The 23751-nt window shown below is 60.9% G+C and carries 20 protein-coding genes; 8 read left to right on the top strand and 12 right to left on the bottom strand.

Features of this window, described 5'->3' with window-relative positions; genetic code table 11:
- Nucleotides 1-109 precede the first annotated feature (109 nt).
- The 3 genes from betA to betI form a co-directional block, all read right to left on the bottom strand.
- Nucleotides 110-1807 (bottom strand): choline dehydrogenase, encoded by a 1698-nt coding sequence (gene betA, locus ACO6VD_RS07135; RefSeq protein ID WP_422417948.1) that lies wholly within the window; start codon nucleotides 1805-1807, stop codon nucleotides 110-112.
- A gap of 80 nt (nucleotides 1808-1887) precedes the next feature.
- Nucleotides 1888-3360: a betaine-aldehyde dehydrogenase gene (gene betB, locus ACO6VD_RS07130; protein ID WP_422417946.1), complete on the bottom strand. Its 1473-nt coding sequence runs from the start codon at nucleotides 3358-3360 to the stop codon at nucleotides 1888-1890.
- A 31-nt stretch (nucleotides 3361-3391) separates the two neighbouring features.
- A complete protein-coding gene (gene betI, locus ACO6VD_RS07125; protein WP_422417944.1) occupies nucleotides 3392-4057 on the bottom strand; it encodes a transcriptional regulator BetI in 666 nt (221 codons plus the stop codon).
- Nucleotides 4058-4476: 419 nt separating this feature from the next.
- Here betI and ACO6VD_RS07120 point away from each other — a divergent pair, with 419 nt between their 5' ends.
- Together ACO6VD_RS07120 and ACO6VD_RS07115 are read left to right on the top strand one after the other, a co-directional pair.
- A complete protein-coding gene (locus tag ACO6VD_RS07120) occupies nucleotides 4477-6480 on the top strand; it encodes a BCCT family transporter (RefSeq protein ID WP_422417942.1) in 2004 nt (667 codons plus the stop codon).
- Nucleotides 6481-6648: 168 nt separating this feature from the next.
- The gene (locus ACO6VD_RS07115; RefSeq protein WP_422417940.1) at nucleotides 6649-7215 is read left to right on the top strand and encodes a hypothetical protein; all 567 of its coding nucleotides are present in this window, start codon (nucleotides 6649-6651) and stop codon (nucleotides 7213-7215) included.
- Between the two features lie 5 nt (nucleotides 7216-7220).
- Here ACO6VD_RS07115 and ACO6VD_RS07110 read toward each other — a convergent pair whose 3' ends face one another.
- The 4 genes from ACO6VD_RS07110 to gpmI form a co-directional block, all read right to left on the bottom strand.
- Entirely contained in the window at nucleotides 7221-7991 is a 771-nt protein-coding gene (locus ACO6VD_RS07110) for a divergent polysaccharide deacetylase family protein (protein WP_422417938.1), read from the bottom strand.
- Nucleotides 7992-7999: 8 nt separating this feature from the next.
- The gene (locus ACO6VD_RS07105) at nucleotides 8000-9322 is read right to left on the bottom strand and encodes a S41 family peptidase (RefSeq protein WP_422417936.1); all 1323 of its coding nucleotides are present in this window, start codon (nucleotides 9320-9322) and stop codon (nucleotides 8000-8002) included.
- A gap of 91 nt (nucleotides 9323-9413) precedes the next feature.
- Entirely contained in the window at nucleotides 9414-10697 is a 1284-nt protein-coding gene (locus ACO6VD_RS07100) for a murein hydrolase activator EnvC family protein (protein WP_422417934.1), read from the bottom strand.
- A gap of 128 nt (nucleotides 10698-10825) precedes the next feature.
- Nucleotides 10826-12361, bottom strand: a complete 1536-nt coding sequence (gene gpmI, locus ACO6VD_RS07095; RefSeq protein WP_422417932.1) for a 2,3-bisphosphoglycerate-independent phosphoglycerate mutase — start codon at nucleotides 12359-12361, stop codon at nucleotides 10826-10828.
- A 215-nt stretch (nucleotides 12362-12576) separates the two neighbouring features.
- Here gpmI and ACO6VD_RS07090 point away from each other — a divergent pair, with 215 nt between their 5' ends.
- From ACO6VD_RS07090 to secB, 3 genes are read left to right on the top strand one after another with little or no spacing between them, the layout of a single operon-like run.
- Nucleotides 12577-12993 (top strand): rhodanese-like domain-containing protein, encoded by a 417-nt coding sequence (locus ACO6VD_RS07090; RefSeq protein WP_038615496.1) that lies wholly within the window; start codon nucleotides 12577-12579, stop codon nucleotides 12991-12993.
- A 1-nt stretch (nucleotide 12994) separates the two neighbouring features.
- The gene (gene grxC / locus ACO6VD_RS07085; RefSeq protein WP_107024930.1) at nucleotides 12995-13249 is read left to right on the top strand and encodes a glutaredoxin 3; all 255 of its coding nucleotides are present in this window, start codon (nucleotides 12995-12997) and stop codon (nucleotides 13247-13249) included.
- 41 nt (nucleotides 13250-13290) lie between these two features.
- On the top strand, nucleotides 13291-13779 hold the full coding sequence (secB, locus tag ACO6VD_RS07080; protein ID WP_422417930.1) for a protein-export chaperone SecB: 489 nt from the start codon (nucleotides 13291-13293) through the stop codon (nucleotides 13777-13779).
- Between the two features lie 52 nt (nucleotides 13780-13831).
- On the opposite strand, the gene ACO6VD_RS07075 is transcribed toward secB, so the two are convergent.
- Nucleotides 13832-14287, bottom strand: a complete 456-nt coding sequence (locus tag ACO6VD_RS07075) for a tRNA (cytidine(34)-2'-O)-methyltransferase (RefSeq protein ID WP_400172310.1) — start codon at nucleotides 14285-14287, stop codon at nucleotides 13832-13834.
- Here ACO6VD_RS07075 and ACO6VD_RS07070 point away from each other — a divergent pair.
- Nucleotides 14286-14723 (top strand): hypothetical protein, encoded by a 438-nt coding sequence (locus ACO6VD_RS07070; protein WP_157194523.1) that lies wholly within the window; start codon nucleotides 14286-14288, stop codon nucleotides 14721-14723. The two genes, ACO6VD_RS07075 and ACO6VD_RS07070, sit on opposite strands and share 2 nt — an antisense overlap.
- Nucleotides 14724-14989: 266 nt before the next feature.
- Here ACO6VD_RS07070 and ntrC read toward each other — a convergent pair whose 3' ends face one another.
- The 4 genes from ntrC to glnA form a co-directional block, all read right to left on the bottom strand.
- On the bottom strand, nucleotides 14990-16426 hold the full coding sequence (gene ntrC, locus ACO6VD_RS07065) for a nitrogen regulation protein NR(I) (RefSeq protein WP_400172308.1): 1437 nt from the start codon (nucleotides 16424-16426) through the stop codon (nucleotides 14990-14992).
- Nucleotides 16423-17508 (bottom strand): nitrogen regulation protein NR(II), encoded by a 1086-nt coding sequence (gene glnL, locus ACO6VD_RS07060; protein WP_400172307.1) that lies wholly within the window; start codon nucleotides 17506-17508, stop codon nucleotides 16423-16425. The genes ntrC and glnL overlap by 4 nt, the downstream gene beginning before the upstream one ends.
- Before the next feature lie 256 nt (nucleotides 17509-17764).
- On the bottom strand, nucleotides 17765-18313 hold the full coding sequence (locus ACO6VD_RS07055) for a chorismate mutase (protein ID WP_422417927.1): 549 nt from the start codon (nucleotides 18311-18313) through the stop codon (nucleotides 17765-17767).
- Between the two features lie 141 nt (nucleotides 18314-18454).
- Nucleotides 18455-19861, bottom strand: coding sequence for a type I glutamate--ammonia ligase (gene glnA / locus ACO6VD_RS07050; RefSeq protein ID WP_400172305.1), 1407 nt, complete (start codon nucleotides 19859-19861; stop codon nucleotides 18455-18457).
- Nucleotides 19862-20192: 331 nt separating this feature from the next.
- Here glnA and thiI point away from each other — a divergent pair, with 331 nt between their 5' ends.
- Nucleotides 20193-21647, top strand: coding sequence for a tRNA uracil 4-sulfurtransferase ThiI (gene thiI / locus ACO6VD_RS07045; protein WP_400172304.1), 1455 nt, complete (start codon nucleotides 20193-20195; stop codon nucleotides 21645-21647).
- Between the two features lie 128 nt (nucleotides 21648-21775).
- Nucleotides 21776-23599: a translational GTPase TypA gene (typA, locus tag ACO6VD_RS07040; RefSeq protein WP_400172303.1), complete on the top strand. Its 1824-nt coding sequence runs from the start codon at nucleotides 21776-21778 to the stop codon at nucleotides 23597-23599.
- The last annotated feature ends 152 nt before the right edge of the window (nucleotides 23600-23751 follow it).

Raw genomic sequence — 23751 nt, 5'->3', positions numbered from 1 at the left:
ACCCGTTGGGTGCCTGTTCTTTATGTCTGGAGCGAGGTTAATCGCGGGGCAAGCCCGCTCCCACAGGTTAAATACAACCACGGTGGGAGCGGGCTTGCCCCGCGAAGCATTAAGCCTGCTTGACCTCACGCATAGCCTTGCCTTTGACCGGCGCCTCATTGGCGACGTAGTACTTGGCAGTGCTGCGCGGCAACGACTGGCGGCCACGGATCTTGTCGGAGATTTTCTCGGCGATCATGATCGTGGTGGCGTTGAGGTTGCCGGTGATGATGATCGGCATGATCGAGGCGTCGACCACGCGCAGACCCTGCATGCCATGCACGCGACCCTGGCCATCGACCACGGCCATCTCGTCGGTGCCCATCTTGCACGAGCAGGACGGGTGGAACGCCGTTTCGGCGTGCTCACGGATGAACGTGTCCAGTTCTTCGTCGGTCTGCACGTCGGCGCCCGGGCTGATCTCGCGGCCACGGTAAGGGTCGAGCGCCGGCTGGGCCATGATTTCACGGGTCAGGCGGATGCCGTCACGGAATTCCTGCCAGTCCTGCTCGGTAGCCATGTAGTTGAACAGGATGCTCGGGTGCTGGCGCGGGTCTTTCGACTTGGCCTGGATACGGCCGCGGCTTGGCGAACGCATCGAACCCATGTGCGCCTGGAAACCGTGTTCCTGTACGCCGTTGCTGCCGTTGTAGTTAATCGCAACCGGCAGGAAGTGGTACTGGATGTTCGGCCATTTGAATTCTGGACGGGTACGGATGAAACCACCGGCCTCGAACTGGTTGCTGGCGCCGATGCCGGTACCGTTGAACAGCCACTCGGCACCAATGGCCGGCTGGTTGTACCAGAGCAGCGACGGGTACAGGGAGACCGGTTGGGTGCAGGCGTACTGCAGGTACAGTTCCAGGTGGTCCTGGAGGTTCTCACCGACGCCCGGCAGGTCGTGGACCACCGGAATGTCGAGGCTTTTCAGCAGTTCGGCCGGGCCGACGCCGGAGCGTTGCAGCAGCTGCGGCGAGGCGATGGCGCCGCTGCAGACGATGACTTCTTTGCGGGCACGGGCTTCAACGCGCTCTTCGCTGGCGCCAACCAGGTAGGTCACGCCAACGGCACGCTTGCCGTCGAATACGACGCGATCGGTCAGGGCGTGAGTGACGATGGTCAGGGTCGAGCGCTTCTTGGCGGTGTCCAGGTAGCCGCGGGCGGTGCTGGAGCGACGGCCTTTAGGCGTCACGGTACGGTCCATCGGACCGAAACCTTCCTGCTGGTAGCCGTTGAGGTCTTCGGTGCGCGGGTAACCGGCCTGCACGCCGGCTTCGACCATGGCGTGGAACAGCGGGTTGTTGCCGGCTTTAGGCGTGGTCACGCTGACCGGGCCTTCACCACCGTGGTAGTCGTTCGCGCCGATGTCACGGGTTTCCGCTTTACGGAAGTACGGCAGGCAATCCAGGTAGGTCCAGTCTTCCAGGCCTGGCAGTTCTGCCCAGCCGTCGAAGTCCATGGCGTTACCACGGATGTAGCACATGCCGTTGATCAGCGACGAGCCACCCAGGCCCTTGCCGCGACCGCATTCCATGCGGCGGCCGTCCATGTGTGGCTCTGGATCGGTCTCGTAGGCCCAGTTGTAGCGACGACCCTGCAGCGGGAAGGCCAGGGCGGCCGGCATCTGGGTGCGGAAGTCGGCGCGGTAGTCCGGGCCGCCGGCTTCGAGCAGCAGGACAGTGACGCCTGCGTCTTCGGTCAGACGGGTCGCCAGGGTGTTACCGGCAGAGCCGGCACCGACGATGATGTAATCGAATTCATGGGACATTTCTGTTCCCTCATTTTGGCGGTAGACAGGAAAGCGGGGAGCGCCCGGGCCTTGCGGACCGGGCGCGGCTACAGGGGTGCTTAGAACACCGAGTTGTAGTTGCCCAGCTCTACCTGTACCGACTTGATGCGCGTGTACTGAGCCAGCGAGCTCACGCCGTTTTCACGGCCGACACCGGACTGCTTGTAACCGCCAACCGGCATTTCGGCAGGCGACTCGCCCCAGGCGTTGATCCAGCAGATACCGGCTTCCAGCTGGTGGATGATGCGGTGGGCGCGGCTGATGTCGTTGGTGCAGACACCGGCGGCCAGGCCGTATTCGGTATCGTTGGCGCGACGGATGACTTCTTCCTCGGTCTCGTAGGAGAGGATGCTCATCACTGGGCCGAAGATTTCTTCCTTGACGATGGTCATGTCGTCACGGCAGTCGGTGAACACGGTCGGAGCCACGAACGCGCCCTTGGCGAATTCGCCTTCGGTCAGACGCTCGCCGCCGCACAGAACGCGTGCGCCTTCTTCCTTGCCCTTGGCGATGTAGCCCAGCACGCTTTCCATGTGGGCGAAGCTGACCAGCGGGCCGAAGTTGGTGTTTTCGTCTTCAGGGTTGCCAACACGGATGCGTGCAACGCGTTCGGCGATCTTGGCTTCGAACGCTGCTTTCATCGAGGCAGGGATAAACACGCGGGTGCCGTTGGTGCACACCTGGCCCGAGCTGTAGAAGTTGGCCATCATGGCGATGTCGGCGGCGCGATCGAGGTCGGCGTCTTCGCAGATGATCAGTGGCGACTTGCCGCCCAGTTCCATGGTGACTTCCTTGAGCGTCGAGCTCGAGGCGCTGGCCATGACTTTCTTACCGGTGGTGGTGCCGCCGGTGAAGGAGATTTTTTCGATGCGCGGGTGTTCGGTCAGCCAGGTGCCGACTTCACGGCCGCTGCCGGTCAGAACGTTGAACACGCCGTCTGGCAGGCCGGCTTCGGTGTAGATCTCGGCCAGTTTCAGGGTGGTCAGCGAGGTGACTTCGGACGGCTTGAAGATCATCGCGTTACCGGCCGCCAGGGCTGGTGCGGATTTCCACAGGGCGATCTGGATCGGGTAGTTCCAGGCGCCGATACCGACGGTCACGCCCAGCGGCTCGCGGCGGGTGTAGACGAACGAGCTGTCGCGCAGCGGGATCTGCTCGCCTTCGATGGCCGGGACCAGGCCTGCGTAGTACTCCAGTACGTCAGCACCGGTGACGATGTCGACGTAGCGGGTTTCCGAGTAAGACTTGCCGGTGTCCAGGGTTTCCAGGGCAGCCAGTTCATCGTTGCGCTCGCGCAGGATGTCGACGGCGCGGCGCAGGATGCGCGAACGCTGCATGGCGGTCATGGCAGCCCAGACTTTCTGGCCACGCTCGGCACTTTCTACTGCGCGCTCGACGTCTGCCTGGGTAGCGCGTTGCACCTGAGCGAGGACTTCGCCGTTGGCCGGGTTGATGGCGTCGAAGGTAGCGTCGCTGGAAGCGTCGACATAACCACCATCAATGTAGAGTTTTTGCAGTTCGAAACGGGCCATAGTGTCCTCGCAAGTGCATATGTGTGTTTGGCTATCCGTGCAGCGCTCCTGCTTGTTTGGCATTCGCGGCGCGCGGTGGTTCAGAGGCCTGGTTTTGCGTGTCCGGGCTCGTCTGTTTCGCCAGTTGTAGATCCATGTATTCGTAAGCGATTTGCTTCGCCTGGTCGGTGTCGAAGGCGTCTCCGGACAGCGCACCGCGCAGCCACAGACCGTCGATCAACGCTGCCAGTCCGCGGGCTGCGCTGCGTGCTTCAGGCAACGGCAGGGCGCGACGGAACTGGCAGCACAGGTTGGAATACAAGCGGTGATCGTTGATCCGCTGCAACCTGTGCAAAGACGGCTGGTGCATGCTGGAGGCCCAGAAGGCCAACCAGGTTTTCATTGCCGGGCCGTTGACCTGGCTGGCGTCGAAGTTGCCTTCGATGATCACCTGCAGGTGGGCACGCGGGCTGTTGTCCTTGAGCGCCTGCCGGTTGGCGACGACGTTCTCGTTCAGCACGCTCATCAAGTACCGCATGGTCGCTGCGATCAGGCCGTTCTTGTCCTGAAAGTAGTGACTGATGATGCCATTCGACACACCGGCCAAACGGGCGATCAGCGCAATGCTGGCGTCACCCATGCCGACCTGGTCGATGGCCAGCAATGTGGCTTCGATCAACTGCTGACGGCGAATGGGTTGCATACCGACCTTGGGCATCTTGCAAATCTCCTCAGGCCTGCGAGCAGTCGACGAGCGGCTGCCTCGGCGAAGGCCAGTCTATTTTGTTTTGATTGAACGTTCAATCAACAAAGAATAAGCTCTGCGACAATCTGTGCCATTGACAGGATTTTCCTACCGTCAGTTGGCCCAAATTGGCACCCCAAAAAGGCGTGGAACCCCCGGAATACAAGGTGTTGACGGGTGTGAACGGCGCGTTGAGCAGATCTGCCGAACGGTCAATGACTGCGCGGCCAACCCTCGGAGCGGGGTTTTTGGTCTGTTTTTTTCAACGCGATCGATTCGGGATCACGGTTTTCCAAGGTGCTTTTATAACACCTGACGCAGTGGGGCTATTGCACCATTTGCTCAGGCAAAGGTCGTTTCGTTTCTCTCGCACTGCCCGGAGCCTACGTGCAATGAGTTCTGCCTCCCTTATCAAGACCCCCACCGAGAGGGTCCGGGTCAACAGCGTGGTGTTCATCACCTCAGCGTTGCTGATCCTTGTGTTGACTGCCTTGCTTATCGCTGTACCCGAGAAAGCCGGCGAAGTGCTCAACGTCGCCCAGACCTGGCTGACCCGCAGCTTCGGCTGGTACTACATGCTGGTGATCGGCGGCTACCTGGTATTCGTGGTCGTCCTGGCCTTCTCCAATTTCGGCAAGCTCAAGCTTGGCGGCAAGGACGATAAACCCGACTTCAGCTACGGCGCTTGGGCCGGCATGCTGTTCTCCTCGGGGATCGGTATCTCGCTGCTGTACTTCGGCGCCTCCGAGCCGCTGGATCACTACTTCAACCCGCCAGAAGGCGCCTCAGCCAGCGCCGAGGCGGCGCGCCAGGGCCTGCAACTGACCTTTCTGCACTGGGGCCTGCACGGCTGGGCGATCTATGCTTTGGTCGGTCTGGCCGTGGGCTACTTTGCCTACCGTCACAACCAGCCGCTGGCACTGCGCTCGGCGCTGTACCCGCTGATGGGCGAGCGCTGGGTCAAAGGTGGCGCCGGTCATGCGGTGGACATCTTCGGCATGTTCGTGACCCTGCTGGGCCTGGTGACCAACCTCGGCATCGGTTCGATGCAGGTGTCTTCGGGCCTGGAATACCTGTTTGGCATGGACCACAGCAAGACCAACCTGCTGATCGTGATTCTGGTCATGGCCACTGTGGCCACCGTGGCCGCAGTGTCCGGCGTGGAGAACGGCATTCGTCGTCTGTCGAACCTGAACATCATCCTGTTCAGCGGTCTGCTTATCTTCGTCCTGCTGGCCGGTGACACCCTGCACCTGCTCAACGGTTTCGTACAGAACATCGGCGACTACCTCAACGGCATCGTGCTGAAGACCTTCGATCTCTACGTCTACGAAAGCGAAGCGGGCAAGTCCGAGCGCTGGCTGGGGCTGTGGACCGTGTTCTACTGGGCCTGGTGGATTTCCTGGGGCCCGTTCGTCGGCATGTTCATCGCCCGTATTTCCAAGGGCCGCACCGTGCGTGAACTGGTTGCCGGGGTTCTGCTGATCCCGCTGGGCTTCACCCTGGCCTGGCTGTCGATCTTCGGCAACACCGCGCTGGACCTGGTGATGAACCATGGCGCCGTGGAGCTGGGCAAGACTGCGCTCGAGCAGCCGTCGATGTCGATCTACCAACTGCTGGAATTCTTCCCTGCAGCGAAGATTGTCATTGGTGTAGCGGTGTTCGTCGGCTTCGTGCTGTTCCTCACCCCGGCCGACTCTGGCGCGGTGATGATGGCCAACCTGTCGTGCAAAGGCGGCCAGGTTGACGAGGACGCGCCGCACTGGATGGTGGTGTTCTGGTCGGTGGTGATCACCCTGGTGACCATCGGTCTGCTGTTTGCCGGCAACTTCGCCGCCATGCAGACCATGGTGGTACTGGCCGGCCTGCCGTTCTCGGTGGTGCTGGTGCTGTTCATGTTCGGCCTGTACAAGGCCATGAAACAGGACAGCCAGGTTGAACAGGAGCAAGCCGAGCTGGCGGCCCGCGGTCGTCGCGGTTTCAGCGAGCGCTTGAGCCAGCTCGACCTGCAGCCGACCCAGGCGATTGTCCAGCGTTTCATGGACAAGCAGGTCAGCCCGGCGCTGAAAGAGGCGGCAGTGCAACTGCGCAACCTCGGCGTCGAGGTTGAGACCCGCGTCGGCCAGTCGCGTTCGACCATGGGTCTGCGGGTGATGATGGAAGAGGGCAACCCTTTCGTCTACGAAGTGAGCCTGGACGGCTACCTGGCCGCGCCAAGTGAAGCGCCGGTCGAAGGTGAAAGCGAAGTACGCCAGCGCTTCTACCGTGCCGAGGTGTACCTGCACAACGGCAGCCAGGAGTACGACCTGATGGGCTTCACGCCTGATCAGATCACCCGTGATGTGCTCGATCAGTTCGAGAGCCATCGCCAGTTGCTCGGGCGGGTTTACAGCTAACCTGCGCTGAGTGAAAGCAAGGCCCTGTTCGCAAGAACAGGGCCTTTTTCGTTTTCAGGCCCTGCAGGCCAGCAATATGTAGCACCGCTGCAAATGAACGGCTGGGTAGCGTGGGCGCCTACCCATTGCTGAGGAGTCTTACGTTCATGAGCAACCACGCAACGAGCCTTGCGGCTCTGGATTTCAAGCAAGCCGTGGCGTTGCAGTTCGCCAGCCGTTTTGCCCGGGATTGAGGGGCATACAGAGAAACTGAAGGAGGCGTTGGCGGCCTTGCCGCGATCTGCTCCTGATGACGAGCTGATTGAGGAGCTGGATGGCAACATCCGCCGTTTGAGCAATGCGCGGCGCGACATGCTCACCAGCCTTTATCTCAATACCCAGTACCCAACGGCGAACAGCCTGCGCTTTCCGTATCAGGAGCAACGAATCACAATCGAACCGGCGGTACACCGCAAAGCATTGTCATCCAGCGATTACCTGGATGTATACGAAGTCCGACGTCTCCCTGAGGCAGGGCAGAGTAAAGGCGATGGATTGTGGGAAGCGCACTTCCATTACCCGAGCGCCGAGACTTCTGGACAGCAATTCAGCAAAGGTCATCTCAAGGTCTGGTGGAAGCGCAAGTTGGGCCGGGAGGCGCAATTGCGAGCGGCAGGTCCGGGGAAGGACCTGCTGGAAATCTACCGTAGTGAACTGCGCCTGCAGGATGTGGAGGGCATCATTCCCTTCGACTGAGACATTCATCGATTCGTGTAACGGCCCTGTCGGCCGTGTGCCGGCATGGCCTGGTTGCTACGCTCGGATATCATTTGCTGAATATTGATCAGTTCAATGCCCTGGCTTTTTAGCCGGGGCATTTCCCGTTCCAGCACCTCGAGCGTTTGCGGATAGGGGTGGCCGATCAATACGGCCGAACCCTGTTTACGCGCCAGTTCGATGCCCAGCTGCAATTGCCGGACTATGGCTTCGGGGGTACGCACATCATCGAGAAATACATCCCGTGAGACCTGCGCCAGATCGATCGACTGGGCGCTGGCCGCCGCGACAGTCGCGGCGCTGGTGCGGCTGTCGACAAAGAACAGGTGGCGGCGCTGCAGTTCGCCCATCAGCCAGGCCATGGCCTCGGCTTGCGAGGTCATGCGGCTGCCCATGTGGTTATTGATCCCGGCGGCGTAGGGCACCTTGGTCAGGGCGGCATCCAGGCGCTGGGCCAGCTCCGGCAATGGCGTGCCGGGATGCCAGGCGTAAGGGCCGGTGGCCGGGTCCATGGGCATGTGCAGGATCACCGTTTTGCCCGCCTTGTGGGCCTGGCGGGCAAATTCAGTAGCGTGCGGGGTGTCGGGCATGATCGCCATGGTCACCGGGCCGGGCAGGGCCAGGGTGCGGCTATCGCGGGCGCTGCTCTGGCCAAGATCGTCGATGATCAGGCTCATGTAGGCCTTGCCCTGCTGGGCGGGCGCCGCGATCACGGCGCCGCCAAACAGGCACAGCAGGAGAAGCAGGTAACGCATGCAGGGGATCACTTGCTGTGGGTAATGCTCAAACCCTTGAGCAGGCTGAGGGCCTGGCTGAGCTGGAAGTCATTGTCCTGTGGGCGTTCTTTGCGCTTGCTGCTGCCTGAAGGTCGATCAGCACCGCCGTTGCCGTTACCCAGGTGGCCTTGCAGGTCGGCTTCCTTGAAGTTGTCGTTGTCCGCCTCAGCGGTCAGTTTGGCCTGGCGCACTTCAATATCCGGGAGGATGCCCTGGGCCTGGATCGAGCGGCCATTCGGGGTGTAATACAGCGCAGTGGTGAGCTTGAGCGCGCGGTCATTGTTCAGCGGCAGCACGGTTTGCACCGAGCCTTTGCCGAAGCTGTCGGTACCCATCAGCACGCCGCGTTTCTGATCTTGCAAAGCGCCGGCGACAATTTCCGAGGCCGAGGCACTGCCACCGTTGATCAGCACCACCAATGGCACACCTTCGCTGGCGTCGGCCGGGTCGGCAGAGAAGCGCAATTCGGAGTTGGCTATTCGGCCCTTGGTGTAGACGATCAGGCCTTTGGTCAGGAAGTGGTCAGCCACTTCCACCGCCGACTGCAGGACGCCACCGGGGTTGTTGCGCAAGTCCAGGACCAGGCCGCGCAGCTTCTTACCATTGTCTTTGCGCAGCTTGGCCAGGGCCTTGCCGACTTCTTCGCCGGTCTTGACCTGGAACTGGGTGATGCGGATATAGCCGTAGCCGTCTTCGAGCAGCTGGCTTTTCACGCTCTTGACCTGAATCACCGCGCGGGCAAGGGTTACGTCGAAAGGCGTACCGCCATCACGGACCAGGGTCAGGGTGATCTTCTCGCCGATCTTGCCGCGCATCTTGTCGACCGCTTCGGTCATGGTCTGGCCGCGGGTCGGCTGGCCGTTGATCTTGACGATCAGGTCACCCGCCTCGATTCCGGCACGGGAGGCCGGGGTGTCATCGATCGGCGATACCACTTTGACAAAGCCGTCCTCCATGCCAACTTCGATGCCCAGGCCACCGAACTCGCCGCTGGTGCTTTCCTGCAGTTCCTGGAAGTCTTCCGGGCCGAGGTAGGCGGAATGCGGGTCGAGGTTGCTGAGCATGCCCTTGATGGCATTCTCCAGCAGGGTCTTGTCGTCTACCGGTTCGACATAGGCCGCCTTGATCCGGTCCATGACCTCGGCAAAGGTACGCAGTTCATCCAGCGGCAGTGGCGCCTTGGTGGTAGCCGATACCGTCGTGGCCGGCACCGAGGTCGGCTTGGCGGGCTCGGCCGCCCGGGCCAGGGGCGCGCCGAGGACCAGAGCGATGGTCAGGGCCAGCGAGGTGAGGCGAGGCGAATGCAGCATGTCGAACGAACTCCTGATCCTGGTAGCGCTCCGGCTGGAGCCTCGGTATAGCTCAATTGTGCGCTACACCGTCAAAAAGGGGTGGTGGTACCTATCCCTGGGCACGGCACCATTGTGCGGGGTCGCTTGGGCGACCTTGCTGACGGATGGCGAAGTACAGGCCCGAGCTGTCCTGGCCGCCGCTGTTGCCGACGGTGGAAATCGCCTCGCCGGCCTTGACGACGTCTCCGGCGCTCTTGAGCAGGCTCTGGTTATGGCCGTACAGGCTCAGGTAACCATTACCATGGTCGAGAATGACCAGAAGTCCAGCGCCGCGCAACCAGTCGGCAAATACCACCCGGCCGCCGTGCACGGCGCGCACCTGGCTGCCAGGAGAAGCGCTGATCATCACGCCATCCCATTTTGCCCGCGAGTCATCGCCGCGGGTTTCGCCAAAGCGTGCCAGCAATCGACCATTGACTGGCCATGGAAGTTTTCCACGGGCAGAAGAAAAAGCCCCGCCGAAGGTCTCACCGTTGTTGGAAACCAACGGGCCGAGGACTGCCTTGGGCTTGCTCGGCGCCTCGCGGTTGGCTGCCAGGGCTTCGCGCTGGCGCTGCTTCTCTGCCTCCTGGGCTGCGAGCAGGGCCTTCTGGCGTGCTTCTTCCGCTTCACGGGCCTGACGGGCGAGGGTTTCCTCGATGGTCTTGAGGACTTTGCTCAGGTCGGCCTGATCCTGCTCACGCGCCTGGAGTTTCTGGTCGCGGGCTTTAACGTCGGTGTTCAGCTTGGCCAGCACCTGCTGGCGCTCGCTACGTACTTTTTCCAGTTCCTGGCGCTGGGCGTCGAGGTTGCCCTGCTGAGCCAGCAACTGGGCCTGCTGCAAGCTGATGTCCTGCTCGACGTTGGCCAGCTGGCGCAAGGTTTCGTTGAAGTTGCGCAACTGCTCGAGGCGCGCCTGGCTCAGGTAATCGTAATAGGTCAGGGTGCGAGCGAATTTTTCCGGGTTCTGCTGATTGAGCAGCAGCTTGAGGTATTCCTCGCGGCCGTTCTGATAGGCCGAACGGGCCTGGATAGCAATCAGGCGTTGTTGTTCAACGCGGGCGCTCTGGAGTTTTTTTTTCTCGTGATCAAGGCGCTCCAGTTCGCCTTCAGTCTTTTTTAGTTCCTGTTGCAGGGCCTCCACCTGCTTCTCCAGCTTACCGATGTCGGTTTCTGTACTGCGCAGGTCTTTCTGCACACCGGATTTTTCCTGCTGCAACTGGCCGAGCATTTTCTTCAGCTCGGCAATGTCCTGACGCGTGGCGTCGAGTTGCTGCTGGGTTTGCGCGCGCTCATCGGCAAACGCCGGGCTGAGCAGGCAAGACAGGGCTAGAACAATCAAGGCGCGAAACATGGAGTGGGCGACACCAGGGATAGAGACTGGCCTAGTATGCCCGCCGCGGCTTGCAAAAAAAACGCCTCAAGGCAACTGCATTGAGGCGTTTGTCCGGAAAACCGACCGTTGCGGCCGGTTTAGCCGCTTCAGGCGTCGATCAGAATCGACGTACCGGTCATTTCTGCAGGCTTTTCCAGGCCCAGCAGCTTGAGCATGGTCGGCGCGACATCGGCCAGCACACCGCCCTCGCGGACCTGTACAGCGCGCTTGCCGACATAGATGAACGGCACCGGCTCGGTGGTATGCGCGGTGTGCGCCTGACCGGTGCAGGCGTCTTCCATCTGCTCGACGTTGCCGTGGTCGGCGGTGATCAGGGCTTCGCCGCCGACCTTGTCCAGCGCTTCGACGATGCGTCCGACGCACAGGTCGAGGGCTTCGACCGCTTTCACTGCGGCTTCGAACACGCCACTGTGGCCCACCATGTCGCCGTTGGCGTAGTTGACCACGATCACGTCGTAACGCTGCTGCTCGATGGCTTCAACGATGCGGTCGGTGACTTCCGGAGCGCTCATCTCCGGCTGCAGGTCATAAGTAGCGACCTTCGGCGACGGGATCAGAATGCGCTCTTCGCCTTCGAACGGCTCTTCGCGACCGCCGGAGAAGAAGAAGGTGACGTGGGCGTACTTCTCGGTTTCGGCAATACGCAGTTGGGTCTTGCCGTTCTTTGCCAGGTATTCGCCGAGCACGTTGTCCAGGCTGCCCGGAGCGAAAGCGGCCGGGGCCGGGATTTTCGCCGAATACTGGGTCAGGCCGATGTAAGCGGCCAGTTTTGGCAGGCGTGCGCGTGGGAACTCGTTGAAGTCGGCTTCGACGAACACCCGCGACAGTTCGCGGGCACGGTCGGCGCGGAAGTTCATGAAGATCACCGCGTCGCCGTCTTCGACCTTGACCGCTTCGCCGATGCGCGTGGCTTTGACGAATTCATCGCTTTCGCCACGGGCGTAGGCCGCTTCGAGGCCGGCCAGGGCGTTGTCGGCGGTGTATTCGGCGGCGCTGTCGACGATCAGGTTGTAGGCCGCCGAGACGCGGTCCCAACGGTTGTCGCGGTCCATGGCGAAGTAGCGGCCGATCAGACTGGCGATACGGCCTTTGCCCAGTTTGGCAAAGGTGGCGTCGAGCAGCTCGATGGACGATTGCGCGCTTTTCGGTGGAGTGTCGCGACCGTCGAGGAAGGCGTGCAGGTAGATTTTTTCGGCGCCACGCTGTGCGGCCAGTTCGGCCATGGCGATCAGGTGGTCCTGGTGACTGTGCACGCCGCCATCGGACAGCAGGCCGAGGATATGTACGGCCTTGCCGGCCCTGGCAGCCTTGTCGACGGCGCCGCAGAGTACGCTGTTATCGAAGAACTCGCCGTCCTTGATGGCCTTGGTGACCCGGGTGAAGTCCTGGTACACCACACGGCCGGCACCGAGGTTCATATGGCCAACCTCGGAGTTGCCCATCTGCCCGTCAGGCAAGCCGACATCCATGCCGGAGCCGGAGATCAAGCCGTGCGGCTGGGTAGCGCGCAGGCGATCGTAGACCGGCGTGTTGGCCGAATAGATGGCGTTGTATTCGTGGCTTTCGCTGTGACCGAAACCATCCAGGATGATCAGGACCAAAGGTTTTGGCGTGCTCGTCATCAATCCCACTCACGGTTGTTCAGATGATAAAGACACGCATTTTAGGGCAAATTGGTCATGAATGACGAATTAACCTTGTTCGCCACCGGCCGCTGGCCGACGGACTGCAGGGCCTGGATGAGAATTACTGCCGACAACCCGGTCAGGCGGGCTTTGGCCGACCTTGGGGGCTGTGTATACTGGCCAACATTTTTAATGGCCTGGAACACCCTCCGATGGTTGCTCACCTGATTGAATTCGCAACAAATCACTATCTGCTGGTTGGTATCTTCGTCGTTCTGCTGGTGCTGCTGATCATCACCGAAGCGCGCAAAGGCGGACGCAGCCTGAGCACTGGCGAACTGACCGCACTGGTCAACAGCGATAAAGGCCTGGTTATCGACATCCGCTCGACCAAGGATTACGCAGCGGGTCATATCGTCGGTGCCCTGAACATTCCCCAGGACAAATTCGCCGCACGTATCGGCGAGCTGGAAAAGCACAAGGCCAATAAGACCCTGATCGTGGTCGATGCCATGGGCCAGCACGCCGGCACCACTGCCCGCGAACTGCTCAAGGCCGGTTTCACCGCCGCCAAGCTGTCCGGTGGTGTGTCGAGCTGGAAAGCCGATAACCTGCCGCTGGTGAAGTGATATGGCCAACGTCATCGTCTACTCCAGCGACTACTGCCCTTACTGCTCGCGCGCCAAGTACCTGCTCGAAAGCAAAGGTGCGGCGTTCGAAGAGATCAAGGTCGATGGCAAGCCCCAAGTGCGCGCCGAAATGAGCCAGAAGGCCGGCCGTACCTCGGTGCCGCAGATCTGGATCGGCAACACCCACGTCGGCGGTTGCGACGACCTGTATGCCCTTGAGCGCGCCGGTAAACTCGACGGTTTGCTCAAGGCTTGAACCAGAACCCCTATTAAAGACCCTGGAAAGAAGGATCTGTCATGACTGATCAACAGAACAACGAAGCAGCCGCAGCCGACGAAAGCACCCCTCAATTCTCCCTGCAGCGCATCTATGTGCGTGACCTGTCGTTCGAAGCGCCGAAAAGCCCGGCGATCTTCCGTCAGCAGTGGGAGCCGAGTGTTGCCCTGGACCTGAACACCAAGCAAAAAGGTCTGGAAGGCGATTTCCACGAAGTGGTGCTGACCCTGTCGGTCACCGTCAAGAATGGTGACGAAGTTGCCTTCATTGCTGAAGTCCAGCAGGCCGGTATCTTCCTGATCAAGAACCTCGACGCGGCGTCGATGAGCCACACTCTGGGTGCGTTCTGCCCGAACATCCTGTTCCCGTATGCGCGTGAAGCGCTGGACAGCCTGGTGACCCGTGGTTCGTTCCCGGCCCTGATGCTGTCGCCGGTCAACTTCGACGCTCTGTACGCTCAGGAAATGCAACGCATGCAGGAAGCTGGCGAAGCCCCTTCGCTGCAGTAAGCCTGTTGCAAATGCAATGAAAAAGCGCCCTGAGGGGCGCTTTTTTCTTGGCTCAAGCAAAACCTTGCTGGCGCCAGGCTTCATACACCGTCACTGCCACGGTATTGGACAGATTCAGGCTGCGGCAACCCGGCCGCATCGGCAGGCGCAAGCGTTGCTCGGCGGGCAGGCTGTCCAGTACCTCGGCAGGCAAGCCACGGCTTTCCGGGCCGAACAGGAAGGCGTCACCGGGCTGGAAGGCTGTTTCGTGGTAAGGGTGCGAGGCCTTGGTGGTGAACGCGAACAGGCGTGGCTGGCCGAGGCTTTCCAGGCAGCTCGAAAGGTCGGCATGGCGCTTGAGGGTGGCATACTCGTGGTAGTCCAGCCCGGCGCGGCGCAGGCGCTTGTCGTCCAGCTCGAAGCCGATGGGCTCGATCAGGTGCAAGTGACAGCCGCTGTTGGCGCACAGCCTTATAATATTGCCAGTATTCGGCGGAATCTCTGGTTGAAAGAGGATGACGTGAAACATGCACGGCTCCGAGCATAAAGATGGCGAGCATTCTACTCCTGAACCGGACCCGCGTTCCCAACAATGGCCGCGCGTGCTGTTTTCCCTGGCAATTTTCGGCATGTTGGTGGGCTTGATGATCGGGCGCCTGACCGCGCCCGAGCCACGGGTGCTGGAGCAGGTACAGGTGGTCGAAGGCGGGCTGGACCTGTGGTTCAACGAAGAACCCAAGCTGCACGGCGAAGAAGTCGACGGTACGTTGGCTTTGCTGTTCGAGGCGGAAGGCAAGGTGGCCCGAGGCCAGTTGCGCCAGCAGGGCAAGCCCGTCAGCTGGCGGGTGCAGAAAAGTGATGGCGGGTTGCTGGTGACCCTGGTCGCGGCCCGTCCCCTGCACGGCAACTGGGCCGGAGCAGAGGACGATGGGCGCTGGCGCGTACAGGTGAGACTGCACGAATAAAAGAGGGGAATCCCCGGCCTGCCTGTACCAAGGCCCCCAAAACTGGAAGTACTGATACTAATGCAGGGTGTGTGCCAGTTTTATTGCAGCCCGCAAATAGGCGTGTTTGAGGGCTTGGAGCGAGTTTCGCCGGGAATGTGTGCCTTGCTGCGGTGCATCGGGCACAGGTTCGGTGCATGCGGGGGCGGTGGGAGCAGGCTTGCCCCGCGATACGATTGACTGACAAGCCGCCATCGCGGGGCAAGCCCGCTCCCACCCGAGTCCCATCAGGCTTCGTCGTCGCCGTCCTCTTCACCGCCGGCGACCTTCATCCCCAATTCCTTGATCTTGCGCGTCAGGGTGTTGCGACCCCAGCCGAGCAATACCGCGGCATCGCGACGGCGGCCAGCGGTGTGCTTGAGGGCGATCTCAATCATGATCCGTTCGAAGCTTGGCACGGCGCTGTCGAGCAGGTTGGTCTGGCCGCGGGCCAGGGCCTGGTCGGCCCACTGGCGCAGAGCCTGTTCCCAGTTGGTTACCGGAGCGCTGTCTTGCGGCAGGTTGAGTAGTTCTGGCGGCAGGTCGCCGATGTGCACTTCACGGCCCGAAGCCATTACCGTGATCCAGCGGCAGGTGTTTTCCAGCTGGCGCACGTTACCCGGCCAAGGCAGGTTGCGCATGAACTCTTCGGTCTCGGGTTTGAGCAGCTTGGGCTCAACCGCAAGCTCCTGGGCGGCGCGACCGAGGAAATGGCGGGCCAGGGTCGGAATGTCTTCACGACGGTCAGCCAGGCGCGGGATATGGATGCGGATCACGTTCAAGCGATGGAACAGGTCTTCCCGGAACTTGCCGGCCTGCACCAGGGTTTCCAGGTTCTGGTGGGTCGCGGCGATGATCCGTACGTCGACCTTCACAGGCACATGACCGCCGACCCGGTAGAACTCACCATCGGCCAGAACACGCAGCAGGCGGGTCTGGGTGTCGGCCGGCATGTCGCCGATCTCATCGAGGAACAGGGTGCCGCCATCGGCCTGTTCGAAGCGGCCGCGCCGCAAATTGGCCGCGCCGGTGAACGCGCCTTTTTCGTGACCGAACAGCTCGGACTCCATCAGGTCCTTGGGAATCGCCGCCATGTTCAGGGCGATGAACGGTGAGGCGGCGCGTGGGCTGTGGCGGTGCAGGGCGTGGGCGACCAGCTCTTTACCGGTACCCGACTCGCCGTTGATCAGCACGGTGATATTGGAGTGGCTGAGGCGGCCGATAGCGCGGAACACCTCCTGCATCGCCGGCGCCTCGCCGATGATCTCCGGGGTGCGGGTCAGGCTCGGAGCAATGTCCAGGCCCTGCTGTTCCTGGGCGTGCTGGTTGGCGCGCTTGACCAGCGACACGGCCTCGTCGACGTCGAACGGTTTGGGCAGGTACTCGAACGCACCGCCCTGATAGGAGGCCACGGCACTGTCGAGGTCCGAATGGGCAGTCATGATGATCACCGGCAGACGCGGGTGCTGTTCGCGAATCTGCGCCAGCAAGTCCAGGCCGCTGGCGCCGGGCATGCGGATGTCGGAGATGATTACGTCCGGCTGTTGCCGGGCCAGGCGGCTCATGACGCCGTCGGCGCTGTCGAAACTCTGGGTGGTCATGCCTTCCTGTTGCAGGGCTTTTTCCAGGACCCAGCGGATGGAGCGATCATCGTCGACGATCCAGACGGTTTCACTACGGCTCATGAGGCGGTGGCTCCTTGTTCCAGCGGCAGAAAGATCGAGAAGGTGGTGTGGCCTGGATGGCTGTCACATTCGATCAGGCCCTGGTGCTGGCTGATGATGTTCTGGGTAATGGCCAGGCCCAGCCCGGTACCGTCCGGACGGCCGCTGACCATGGGGTAAAAGATGGTTTCCTGGAGTTCGGCGGGGATGCCCGGGCCGTTGTCGATGATTTCGACCTTGGCCACCAGGCGATGCCGGGTGTGGCCGATGGTGAACTGGCGCATGGCGCGGGTGCGCAGGCTGATACGGCCCAGGCGCAGCTCGTTCTGGCCGCTGATGGCCTGCATGGCGTTGCGCACGATGTTGAGGACGGCCTGGATCATCTGCTCGCGGTCGATCAACACGTCCGGCAGGCTCGGGTCGTAGTCGCGCACCAGGGTGATACCGCCCTGGCTTTCAGCCTCGACCAGGCTGCAGACCCGCTCCAGCACTTCATGGATGTTGGTCATTGCCAGTGACGGCAGCTTGTTCGAACCGAGCATGCGGTCGACCAGGTTGCGCAGGCGATCGGCCTCTTCAATGATCACATTGGTGTAATCCTTGAGGCCTTCTTCGGGCAATTCCCGCGACAGCAATTGCGCCGCGCCGCGAATGCCGCCCAGCGGGTTCTTGATCTCGTGGGCCAGGCCGCGCACCAGCAGCTTGGTGGTTTCCTGCTTGGACAGCTGGGCCTCTTCCTTGGTGATGCGCAGCAACCGGTCGCGGGGATGCACCTCAAGCAGCAGCAAAGTCTGGCCACTGCTGAGGATCGGCGTTACCGCATAGTCGACGGTCTGGGTCTGGCCGGTCAGCGAGGTCAACTGCGCTTCGCGCTTGGTGAACGGGTGCGCGTGCTCCACCGCCTGGCGCAGGGAATTGAGCGCTTCAGGTGATTCGGTGAACAACTCGCTGATGAATTGCCCGTGGCTGCGCTGGCCGCTGATGGCCAGGAGCATCTCCGCTGCCGGGTTCATGTACTCCAGGCGCAACTCGGCGCTGAGCAGGATGGTGGCAGTCGTCAGGTTGTCCAGTAGCAGTCGGTGCAGGGCATCGCTGATGGTCATGGGGCGTCGGTGACCTCTTTTGGCTCATGACGACCCCGGCTGGGCCAGGGTCGCGGGCGCTGGTTGTCTGCTGGTGACAAGAAAATGCAAAAAACAAACCAAGGCTCCGAAAAGAAGCGGATCCGCCGGAAAAAGACCTGTAATTGCGCTAAATATGGCTACAAAGCCCTGATCTGGCCGTTTGCTTGAACCAAAATGGGCTGGTTTGTTCAGGTGTACGCGGTTGCGTGCACCAATATAGAGCATAGAGGAAGATTTATTGCGGGGAGCACAAATGGGCGGTCGCGCGGATCAGTGCCAGGGTTTGTTGCGGGCTTGTCTCTCGCTGTTCGATGGCTTGGGCCAGTGCGGGCGGACAAGGCTCGGGTCGGTTGCGATCGAACTCGGCCAAGTCGCTGAGCAAGGTTCGTTGCAGGCGGTCCAGCTGCGGGCGTAATTGCTTTGCCAGATCAATGCGCGGCGTTGCAGGTGCGCGGCCTGTCGCATGCCAACGGGACAGCGCGCTGTACTGGAGCAGTTTATTGGCTTCGATCTGGTCGGCAAAGAATTCGGCTGCCCGCTGGCCATCGATGCCAAAGCGTGTGGCCTGAGCCTGGGCGCCAGCAATAACCTGCTGTTCGCGTTCAGTCGCTTGTATCGGTTGGCCGGAGTCCCATTTGCTCAAGGCAACGGCTTCGGCGATGTCCAGGCGTTGTTCCACTGTGTTCAGCACGCGCTGCAGTGCGTTGTTTGGCGGCGGTGGCGAAGCACAACCTTGGGTGAGGAGCAGGGGAGTGAGCAAGAGGGCAAGTAGCGGTGTGCGCATGATCGGGTGTCCTTACGGGAAGAATGCCAGTGTGCCGCCTTCTGAGCGTTTTACCTGTCGGCTGATACGCATGCCTGTGTCAGAAAAAGAAAAGGCCTCCCGAAGGAGGCCTCTCTTTGATGGCGTAACACCGTCAGTGGATTAGCAGCTGTAGTACAGCTCGTATTCCAGTGGGTGTACGAAGGTGCGGACCTTGATTTCTTCTTCGCTCTTCAGCTCGATGAAGGCATCGATGAAGTCGTCGGAGAACACGCCGCCCTTGGTCAGGAACGCACGGCCCTTGTCCAGCTCTTCCAGGGCTTCTTTCAGGCTGCCGCAAACCTGCGGGATGTCCTTGGCCTCTTCAGGCGGCAGGTCGTACAGGTTCTTGTCGGCGGCATCGCCTGGGTGGATCTTGTTCTGGATACCGTCCAGACCGGCCATCAGCAGCGCGGCGAAGGCCAGGTACGGGTTGGCCGACGGGTCCGGGAAGCGCGCTTCGATACGGCGGGCTTTCGGGCTGGAAACGTAAGGGATACGGATCGAAGCGGAACGGTTGCGAGCCGAGTAGGCCAGCATTACCGGAGCTTCGAAGCCTGGAACCAGACGCTTGTAGGAGTTGGTCGACGGGTTGGTGAAGCCGTTCAGGGCCTTACCGTGCTTGATGATACCGCCGATGAAGTACAGGGCGGTGTCGGACAGACCGGCATAACCTTCGCCTGCGAAGGTGTTCTTGCCTTCTTTCCAGATGGACATGTGAACGTGCATGCCCGAACCGTTGTCGCCGTACAGCGGCTTCGGCATGAAGGTGGCGGTGCGGCCGTAGGCATCGGCAACGTTGTGCACGACGTACTTGAGGGCCATTACTTCGTCAGCTTTCTTCACCAGGGTGTTGAACTTGACGCCGATTTCGTTCTGGCCGGCAGTCGCCACTTCGTGGTGGTGGACTTCGACGGTCTGACCCATTTCTTCCAGTGCGTTGCACATGGCAGTACGGATTTCGTGGTCGTGGTCGAACGGCGGAACCGGGAAGTAGCCACCTTTGACGCCTGGACGGTGGCCTTTGTTGCCGCCTTCAACGTCCTGGTCGGACATCCACGAGCCTTGCTCGGAGAAAATCTTGAACATCGAGCCAGAGATGTCCGACTTGAATTTCACTTCGTCGAAGATGAAGAACTCAGGCTCTGGGCCGGCGAACACGGTGTCACCGATGCCGGTGCTCTTGAGGTACTCTTCGGCACGCTTGGCGATCGCGCGCGGGTCACGGTCGTAGCCCTGCATGCTCGAAGGGTCGACGATGTCGCAGGTCAGGATCAGGGTCGGCTCTTCGGTGAACGGGTCCAGCACGGCGGTTTCGTCGACCGGCATCAGGATCATGTCCGAGGCCTCGATACCTTTCCAGCCAGCGATGGAGGAACCGTCGAACATCTTGCCGACTTCGAAGAAGTCTTCGTCCAGCGCATCACGGGCCGGCATGGTCACGTGGTGCTGTACGCCCTTGGTGTCAGTGAAGCGCAGATCAATCCATTTAACGTCATGATCTTTGATGAGTTGAACCGACTTCGACATAGTGTCCTCCGGGTGGGGTAGAGCTTGCCTGTGCAGCCCTTGAAATTGGGTGATGCCGGGCGCGAATAGTCGGCCAAGGCAACCTGCATCACAAGGGAGCAAATTGCATGCCAGTGCCCCGGTTTGGAATCCTCGCCCCAATCCCAAGCGTTTCAGGGGGATTACGGCGGAATGTCGGACAATTTGTGCACACTTAAGAGGCGAAAATGAAGCGCAATGCTTCATTTTGGTGCGAGCAAAACCTTCTGTACGATAATTGGTTAAACCTTGAGCAATTTCCGCTATAATCCGCGCCCCACTTTTTTAGTCGGCAGCTCGCGCACAGTTTTTCATGAAACTAATCGTAAAAGTCTTCCCAGAGATCACCATCAAGAGCCGCCCGGTTCGCAAGCGCTTCATCCGTCAACTGGGCCGCAACATCCGCACCGTGCTCAAGGACCTCGATCCTGCGCTCGCGGTTGACGGTGTCTGGGACAACCTCGAGGTGGTCACCCGCATCGAGGACGAGAAAGTCCTGCGCGAGATGACCGAGCGCCTGACCTGCATGCCGGGCATCGCCCATTTCCTGCAGGTCGACGAGTACCCGCTGGGTGACTTCGACGACATCGTCGCCAAGTGCAAAACCCACTTCGGCCACCTGCTGGCCGGCAAGCACTTCGCCGTACGCTGCAAGCGTGGCGGCCACCACGACTTCACCTCGATGGACGTCGACCGTTATGTTGGCAGCCAGTTGCGCCAGCAGTGCGGCGCCGCCGGTATCGACCTGCGCAACCCCGAGGTCGAGGTGCGCATCGAGGTGCGTGACAAGCGCCTGTACGTGATTCACAACCAGCACAAGGGCATCGGCGGCTACCCGCTGGGCGCCCTTGAGCAGACCCTGGTACTGATGTCCGGTGGCTTCGACTCCACCGTGGCGGCCTACCAGATGATGCGCCGCGGCCTGATGACCCACTTCTGCTTCTTCAACCTTGGCGGCCGTGCCCACGAGCTGGGGGTGATGGAAGTCGCCCACTTCCTGTGGAAGAAATACGGCAGCAGCCAGCGCGTACTGTTCGTCAGCGTGCCGTTCGAAGAAGTGGTCGGCGAGATCCTCGGCAAGGTCGACAACAGCTACATGGGCGTGACCCTCAAGCGCATGATGCTGCGTGCGGCGACCAACATTGCCGACCGTCTCGAGATCGATGCGCTGGTCACCGGCGAAGCGATTTCCCAGGTGTCGAGCCAGACCCTGCCGAACCTGGCAGTGATCGACTCGGCCACCGAGAAGCTGGTGTTGCGCCCGCTGCTGGCCAGCCACAAGCAGGACATCATCGACCAGGCCAACCAGATCGGCACCGCCGAGTTCGCCAAGCACATGCCTGAGTACTGCGGCGTGATTTCGGTGAACCCGACCACCTGTGCCAAGCGTCATCGTGTTGACCATGAAGAGAAGCAGTTCGACATGGCCGTGCTCGAGCGCGCCCTGGAGCGCGCTCGCCTGATCTCCATCGACCATGTGATCGATGAACTCAGCCAGGATATCCAGATCGAAGAAGTCAGCCAGGCGCTGGCCGGGCAGGTGGTGATTGATATTCGTCACCCCGATGCCCAGGAAGACCAGCCCCTGGAACTGGACGGCATCGAGGTCAAGGCCTTGCCGTTCTACGCCCTGAACAGTCGCTTCAAGGAACTGGACGCTACGCGCCAGTACCTGCTGTATTGCGACAAGGGTGTGATGAGTCGCCTGCATGCCCATCATTTGCTCAGTGAGGGACATGCCAATGTGCGCGTTTATCGTCCGACATAAAACGCCGGGGCTATATGGCGGGAGCATCCGCCATCGCCCTCCCGACCTGCGGGCCCGTTGAGCGCCATTCATTCATATTCGCCGCCTAGACTGGGCGGCAACCCGAATCCTCTGATCGAGATACACACGTGATCGAAAATCTGCGTAACATCGCCATCATCGCCCACGTTGACCATGGTAAAACCACTCTGGTCGACAAACTCCTGCGTCAGTCCGGCACTCTGGAGCGTAACGAGCTCAACGACGAGCGCGTCATGGACTCCAACGACCAGGAAAAAGAGCGCGGTATTACCATTCTGGCGAAAAACACCGCCATCAACTGGAACGGCTACCACATCAACATCGTCGACACCCCCGGCCACGCCGACTTCGGTGGCGAGGTTGAGCGTGTAATGTCGATGGTTGACTCCGTGCTGCTGCTGGTCGACGCCCAAGACGGCCCTATGCCGCAAACCCGTTTCGTGACCAAGAAGGCCTTCGAAGCCGGCCTGCGTCCGATCGTCGTGATCAACAAGGTTGACCGTCCGGGCGCGCGTCCTGACTGGGTTCTGGACCAGATCTTCGACCTGTTCGACAACCTCGGTGCCACCGAAGAACAGCTGGACTTCAAAGTCGTCTACGCCTCGGCCCTGAACGGCATTGCCGGTCTGGACCACACCGAAATGGCCGAAGACATGACCCCGCTGTACCAGTCGATCGTCGACAACGTTCCAGCGCCAGCTGTTGACCGTGACGGTCCGTTCCAGATGCAGATCTCGGCTCTGGACTACAACAGCTTCCTGGGTGTTATCGGTGTTGGCCGTATCGCTCGTGGTCGCGTCAAGCCGAACACCCCGGTTGTCGCTATCGACGTCGACGGCAAGAAGCGTAACGGCCGTATCCTGAAGCTGATGGGTCACCACGGTCTGCACCGCGTTGACGTCGAAGAAGCCCTGGCTGGCGACATCGTCTGCATCAGCGGTTTCGACGAGCTGTTCATCTCCGACACCCTGTGCTCCCCGGACGCAGTTGAAGCGATGAAGCCGCTGACCGTTGACGAGCCAACCGTTTCGATGACCTTCCAGGTCAACGACTCGCCGTTCTGCGGTAAAGAAGGCAAGTTCGTGACTTCCCGTAACATCAAGGAACGTCTGGACAAAGAGCTGCTTTACAACGTTGCACTGCGCGTTGAAGAAGGCGACTCGGCTGACAAGTTCAAGGTTTCCGGCCGTGGTGAGCTGCACCTGTCGGTACTGATCGAAACCATGCGTCGCGAAGGCTTCGAAATGGGCGTTGGTCGTCCGGAAGTGATCATCCGTGAAGTCGACGGCGTCAAGAACGAGCCGTTCGAAAACGTCACCATCGACATCCCTGAAGATTCGCAGGGCAAGGTCATGGAAGAGATGGGTCTGCGTAAAGGCGACCTGACCAACATGGTTCCGGATGGCAAGGGCCGTGTACGTCTGGAATACAACATTCCAGCCCGTGGTCTGATCGGTTTCCGTAACCAGTTCCTGACCCTGACCAACGGTGCAGGCATCCTGACCTCGATCTTCGATCGCTACGCTCCGATGAAGTCCGGCCACATGTCCGGTCGTCAGAACGGCGTACTGGTATCGGTAGAGACCGGCAAGGCACTGACCTACTCCCTGGAAACCCTGCAGGCTCGCGGCAAGCTGTTCGTTGAGCACGGTCAGGAGATCTACAACGGTCAGATCGTTGGTCTGAACAGCCGTGACAACGACCTGGGCGTCAACCCTACCAAGGGCAAGAAGCTCGACAACATGCGTGCTTCGGGTAAAGACGAAACCATCGCTCTGGTTCCACCTGTTCGCTTCACCCTGGAACAGGCTCTGGAATTCATCCAGGACGACGAGCTGTGCGAAGTGACTCCTAAGTCGATCCGTCTGCGTAAGAAGATCCTCGACGAAGGCGAGCGTACCCGCGCTGCCAAGAAAGCCAAGGCTAACTAAGCCCGGCTGAAACGAAAACGCCCCCGGTCGCAAGGCCGGGGGCGTTTTTGTTTGTCTGCAGTAAATGTGGGAGGCAGCCAGTGGGAGCGGGGGGGGGGGGGGGGGGGGGGGTGTCTTCTTCCCCCTCCCTTCCAATGGACACAACCTCCCCC

Source organism: Pseudomonas sp. GZD-222 (assembly GCF_049310525.1).
Lineage (GTDB): Bacteria > Pseudomonadota > Gammaproteobacteria > Pseudomonadales > Pseudomonadaceae > Aquipseudomonas.
This window is presented reverse-complemented; position numbering and strand designations above follow the sequence as displayed.

What these genes read in the sequence shown, in the direction of transcription:
- betA (WP_422417948.1), bottom strand. Translation starts at nt 1,807, where the DNA reads ATGTCCCATGAATTCGATTACATCATCGTCGGTGCCGGCTCTGCCGGT.
- betB (WP_422417946.1), bottom strand. Translation starts at nt 3,360, where the DNA reads ATGGCCCGTTTCGAACTGCAAAAACTCTACATTGATGGTGGTTATGTC.
- betI (WP_422417944.1), bottom strand. Translation starts at nt 4,057, where the DNA reads ATGCCCAAGGTCGGTATGCAACCCATTCGCCGTCAGCAGTTGATCGAA.
- ACO6VD_RS07120 (WP_422417942.1), top strand. Translation starts at nt 4,477, where the DNA reads ATGAGTTCTGCCTCCCTTATCAAGACCCCCACCGAGAGGGTCCGGGTC.
- ACO6VD_RS07110 (WP_422417938.1), bottom strand. Translation starts at nt 7,991, where the DNA reads ATGCGTTACCTGCTTCTCCTGCTGTGCCTGTTTGGCGGCGCCGTGATC.
- ACO6VD_RS07105 (WP_422417936.1), bottom strand. Translation starts at nt 9,322, where the DNA reads ATGCTGCATTCGCCTCGCCTCACCTCGCTGGCCCTGACCATCGCTCTG.
- ACO6VD_RS07100 (WP_422417934.1), bottom strand. Translation starts at nt 10,697, where the DNA reads ATGTTTCGCGCCTTGATTGTTCTAGCCCTGTCTTGCCTGCTCAGCCCG.
- gpmI (WP_422417932.1), bottom strand. Translation starts at nt 12,361, where the DNA reads ATGACGAGCACGCCAAAACCTTTGGTCCTGATCATCCTGGATGGTTTC.
- ACO6VD_RS07090 (WP_038615496.1), top strand. Translation starts at nt 12,577, where the DNA reads ATGGTTGCTCACCTGATTGAATTCGCAACAAATCACTATCTGCTGGTT.
- grxC (WP_107024930.1), top strand. Translation starts at nt 12,995, where the DNA reads ATGGCCAACGTCATCGTCTACTCCAGCGACTACTGCCCTTACTGCTCG.
- secB (WP_422417930.1), top strand. Translation starts at nt 13,291, where the DNA reads ATGACTGATCAACAGAACAACGAAGCAGCCGCAGCCGACGAAAGCACC.
- ACO6VD_RS07070 (WP_157194523.1), top strand. Translation starts at nt 14,286, where the DNA reads ATGCACGGCTCCGAGCATAAAGATGGCGAGCATTCTACTCCTGAACCG.
- ACO6VD_RS07075 (WP_400172310.1), bottom strand. Translation starts at nt 14,287, where the DNA reads ATGTTTCACGTCATCCTCTTTCAACCAGAGATTCCGCCGAATACTGGC.
- ntrC (WP_400172308.1), bottom strand. Translation starts at nt 16,426, where the DNA reads ATGAGCCGTAGTGAAACCGTCTGGATCGTCGACGATGATCGCTCCATC.
- glnL (WP_400172307.1), bottom strand. Translation starts at nt 17,508, where the DNA reads ATGACCATCAGCGATGCCCTGCACCGACTGCTACTGGACAACCTGACG.
- ACO6VD_RS07055 (WP_422417927.1), bottom strand. Translation starts at nt 18,313, where the DNA reads ATGCGCACACCGCTACTTGCCCTCTTGCTCACTCCCCTGCTCCTCACC.
- glnA (WP_400172305.1), bottom strand. Translation starts at nt 19,861, where the DNA reads ATGTCGAAGTCGGTTCAACTCATCAAAGATCATGACGTTAAATGGATT.
- thiI (WP_400172304.1), top strand. Translation starts at nt 20,193, where the DNA reads ATGAAACTAATCGTAAAAGTCTTCCCAGAGATCACCATCAAGAGCCGC.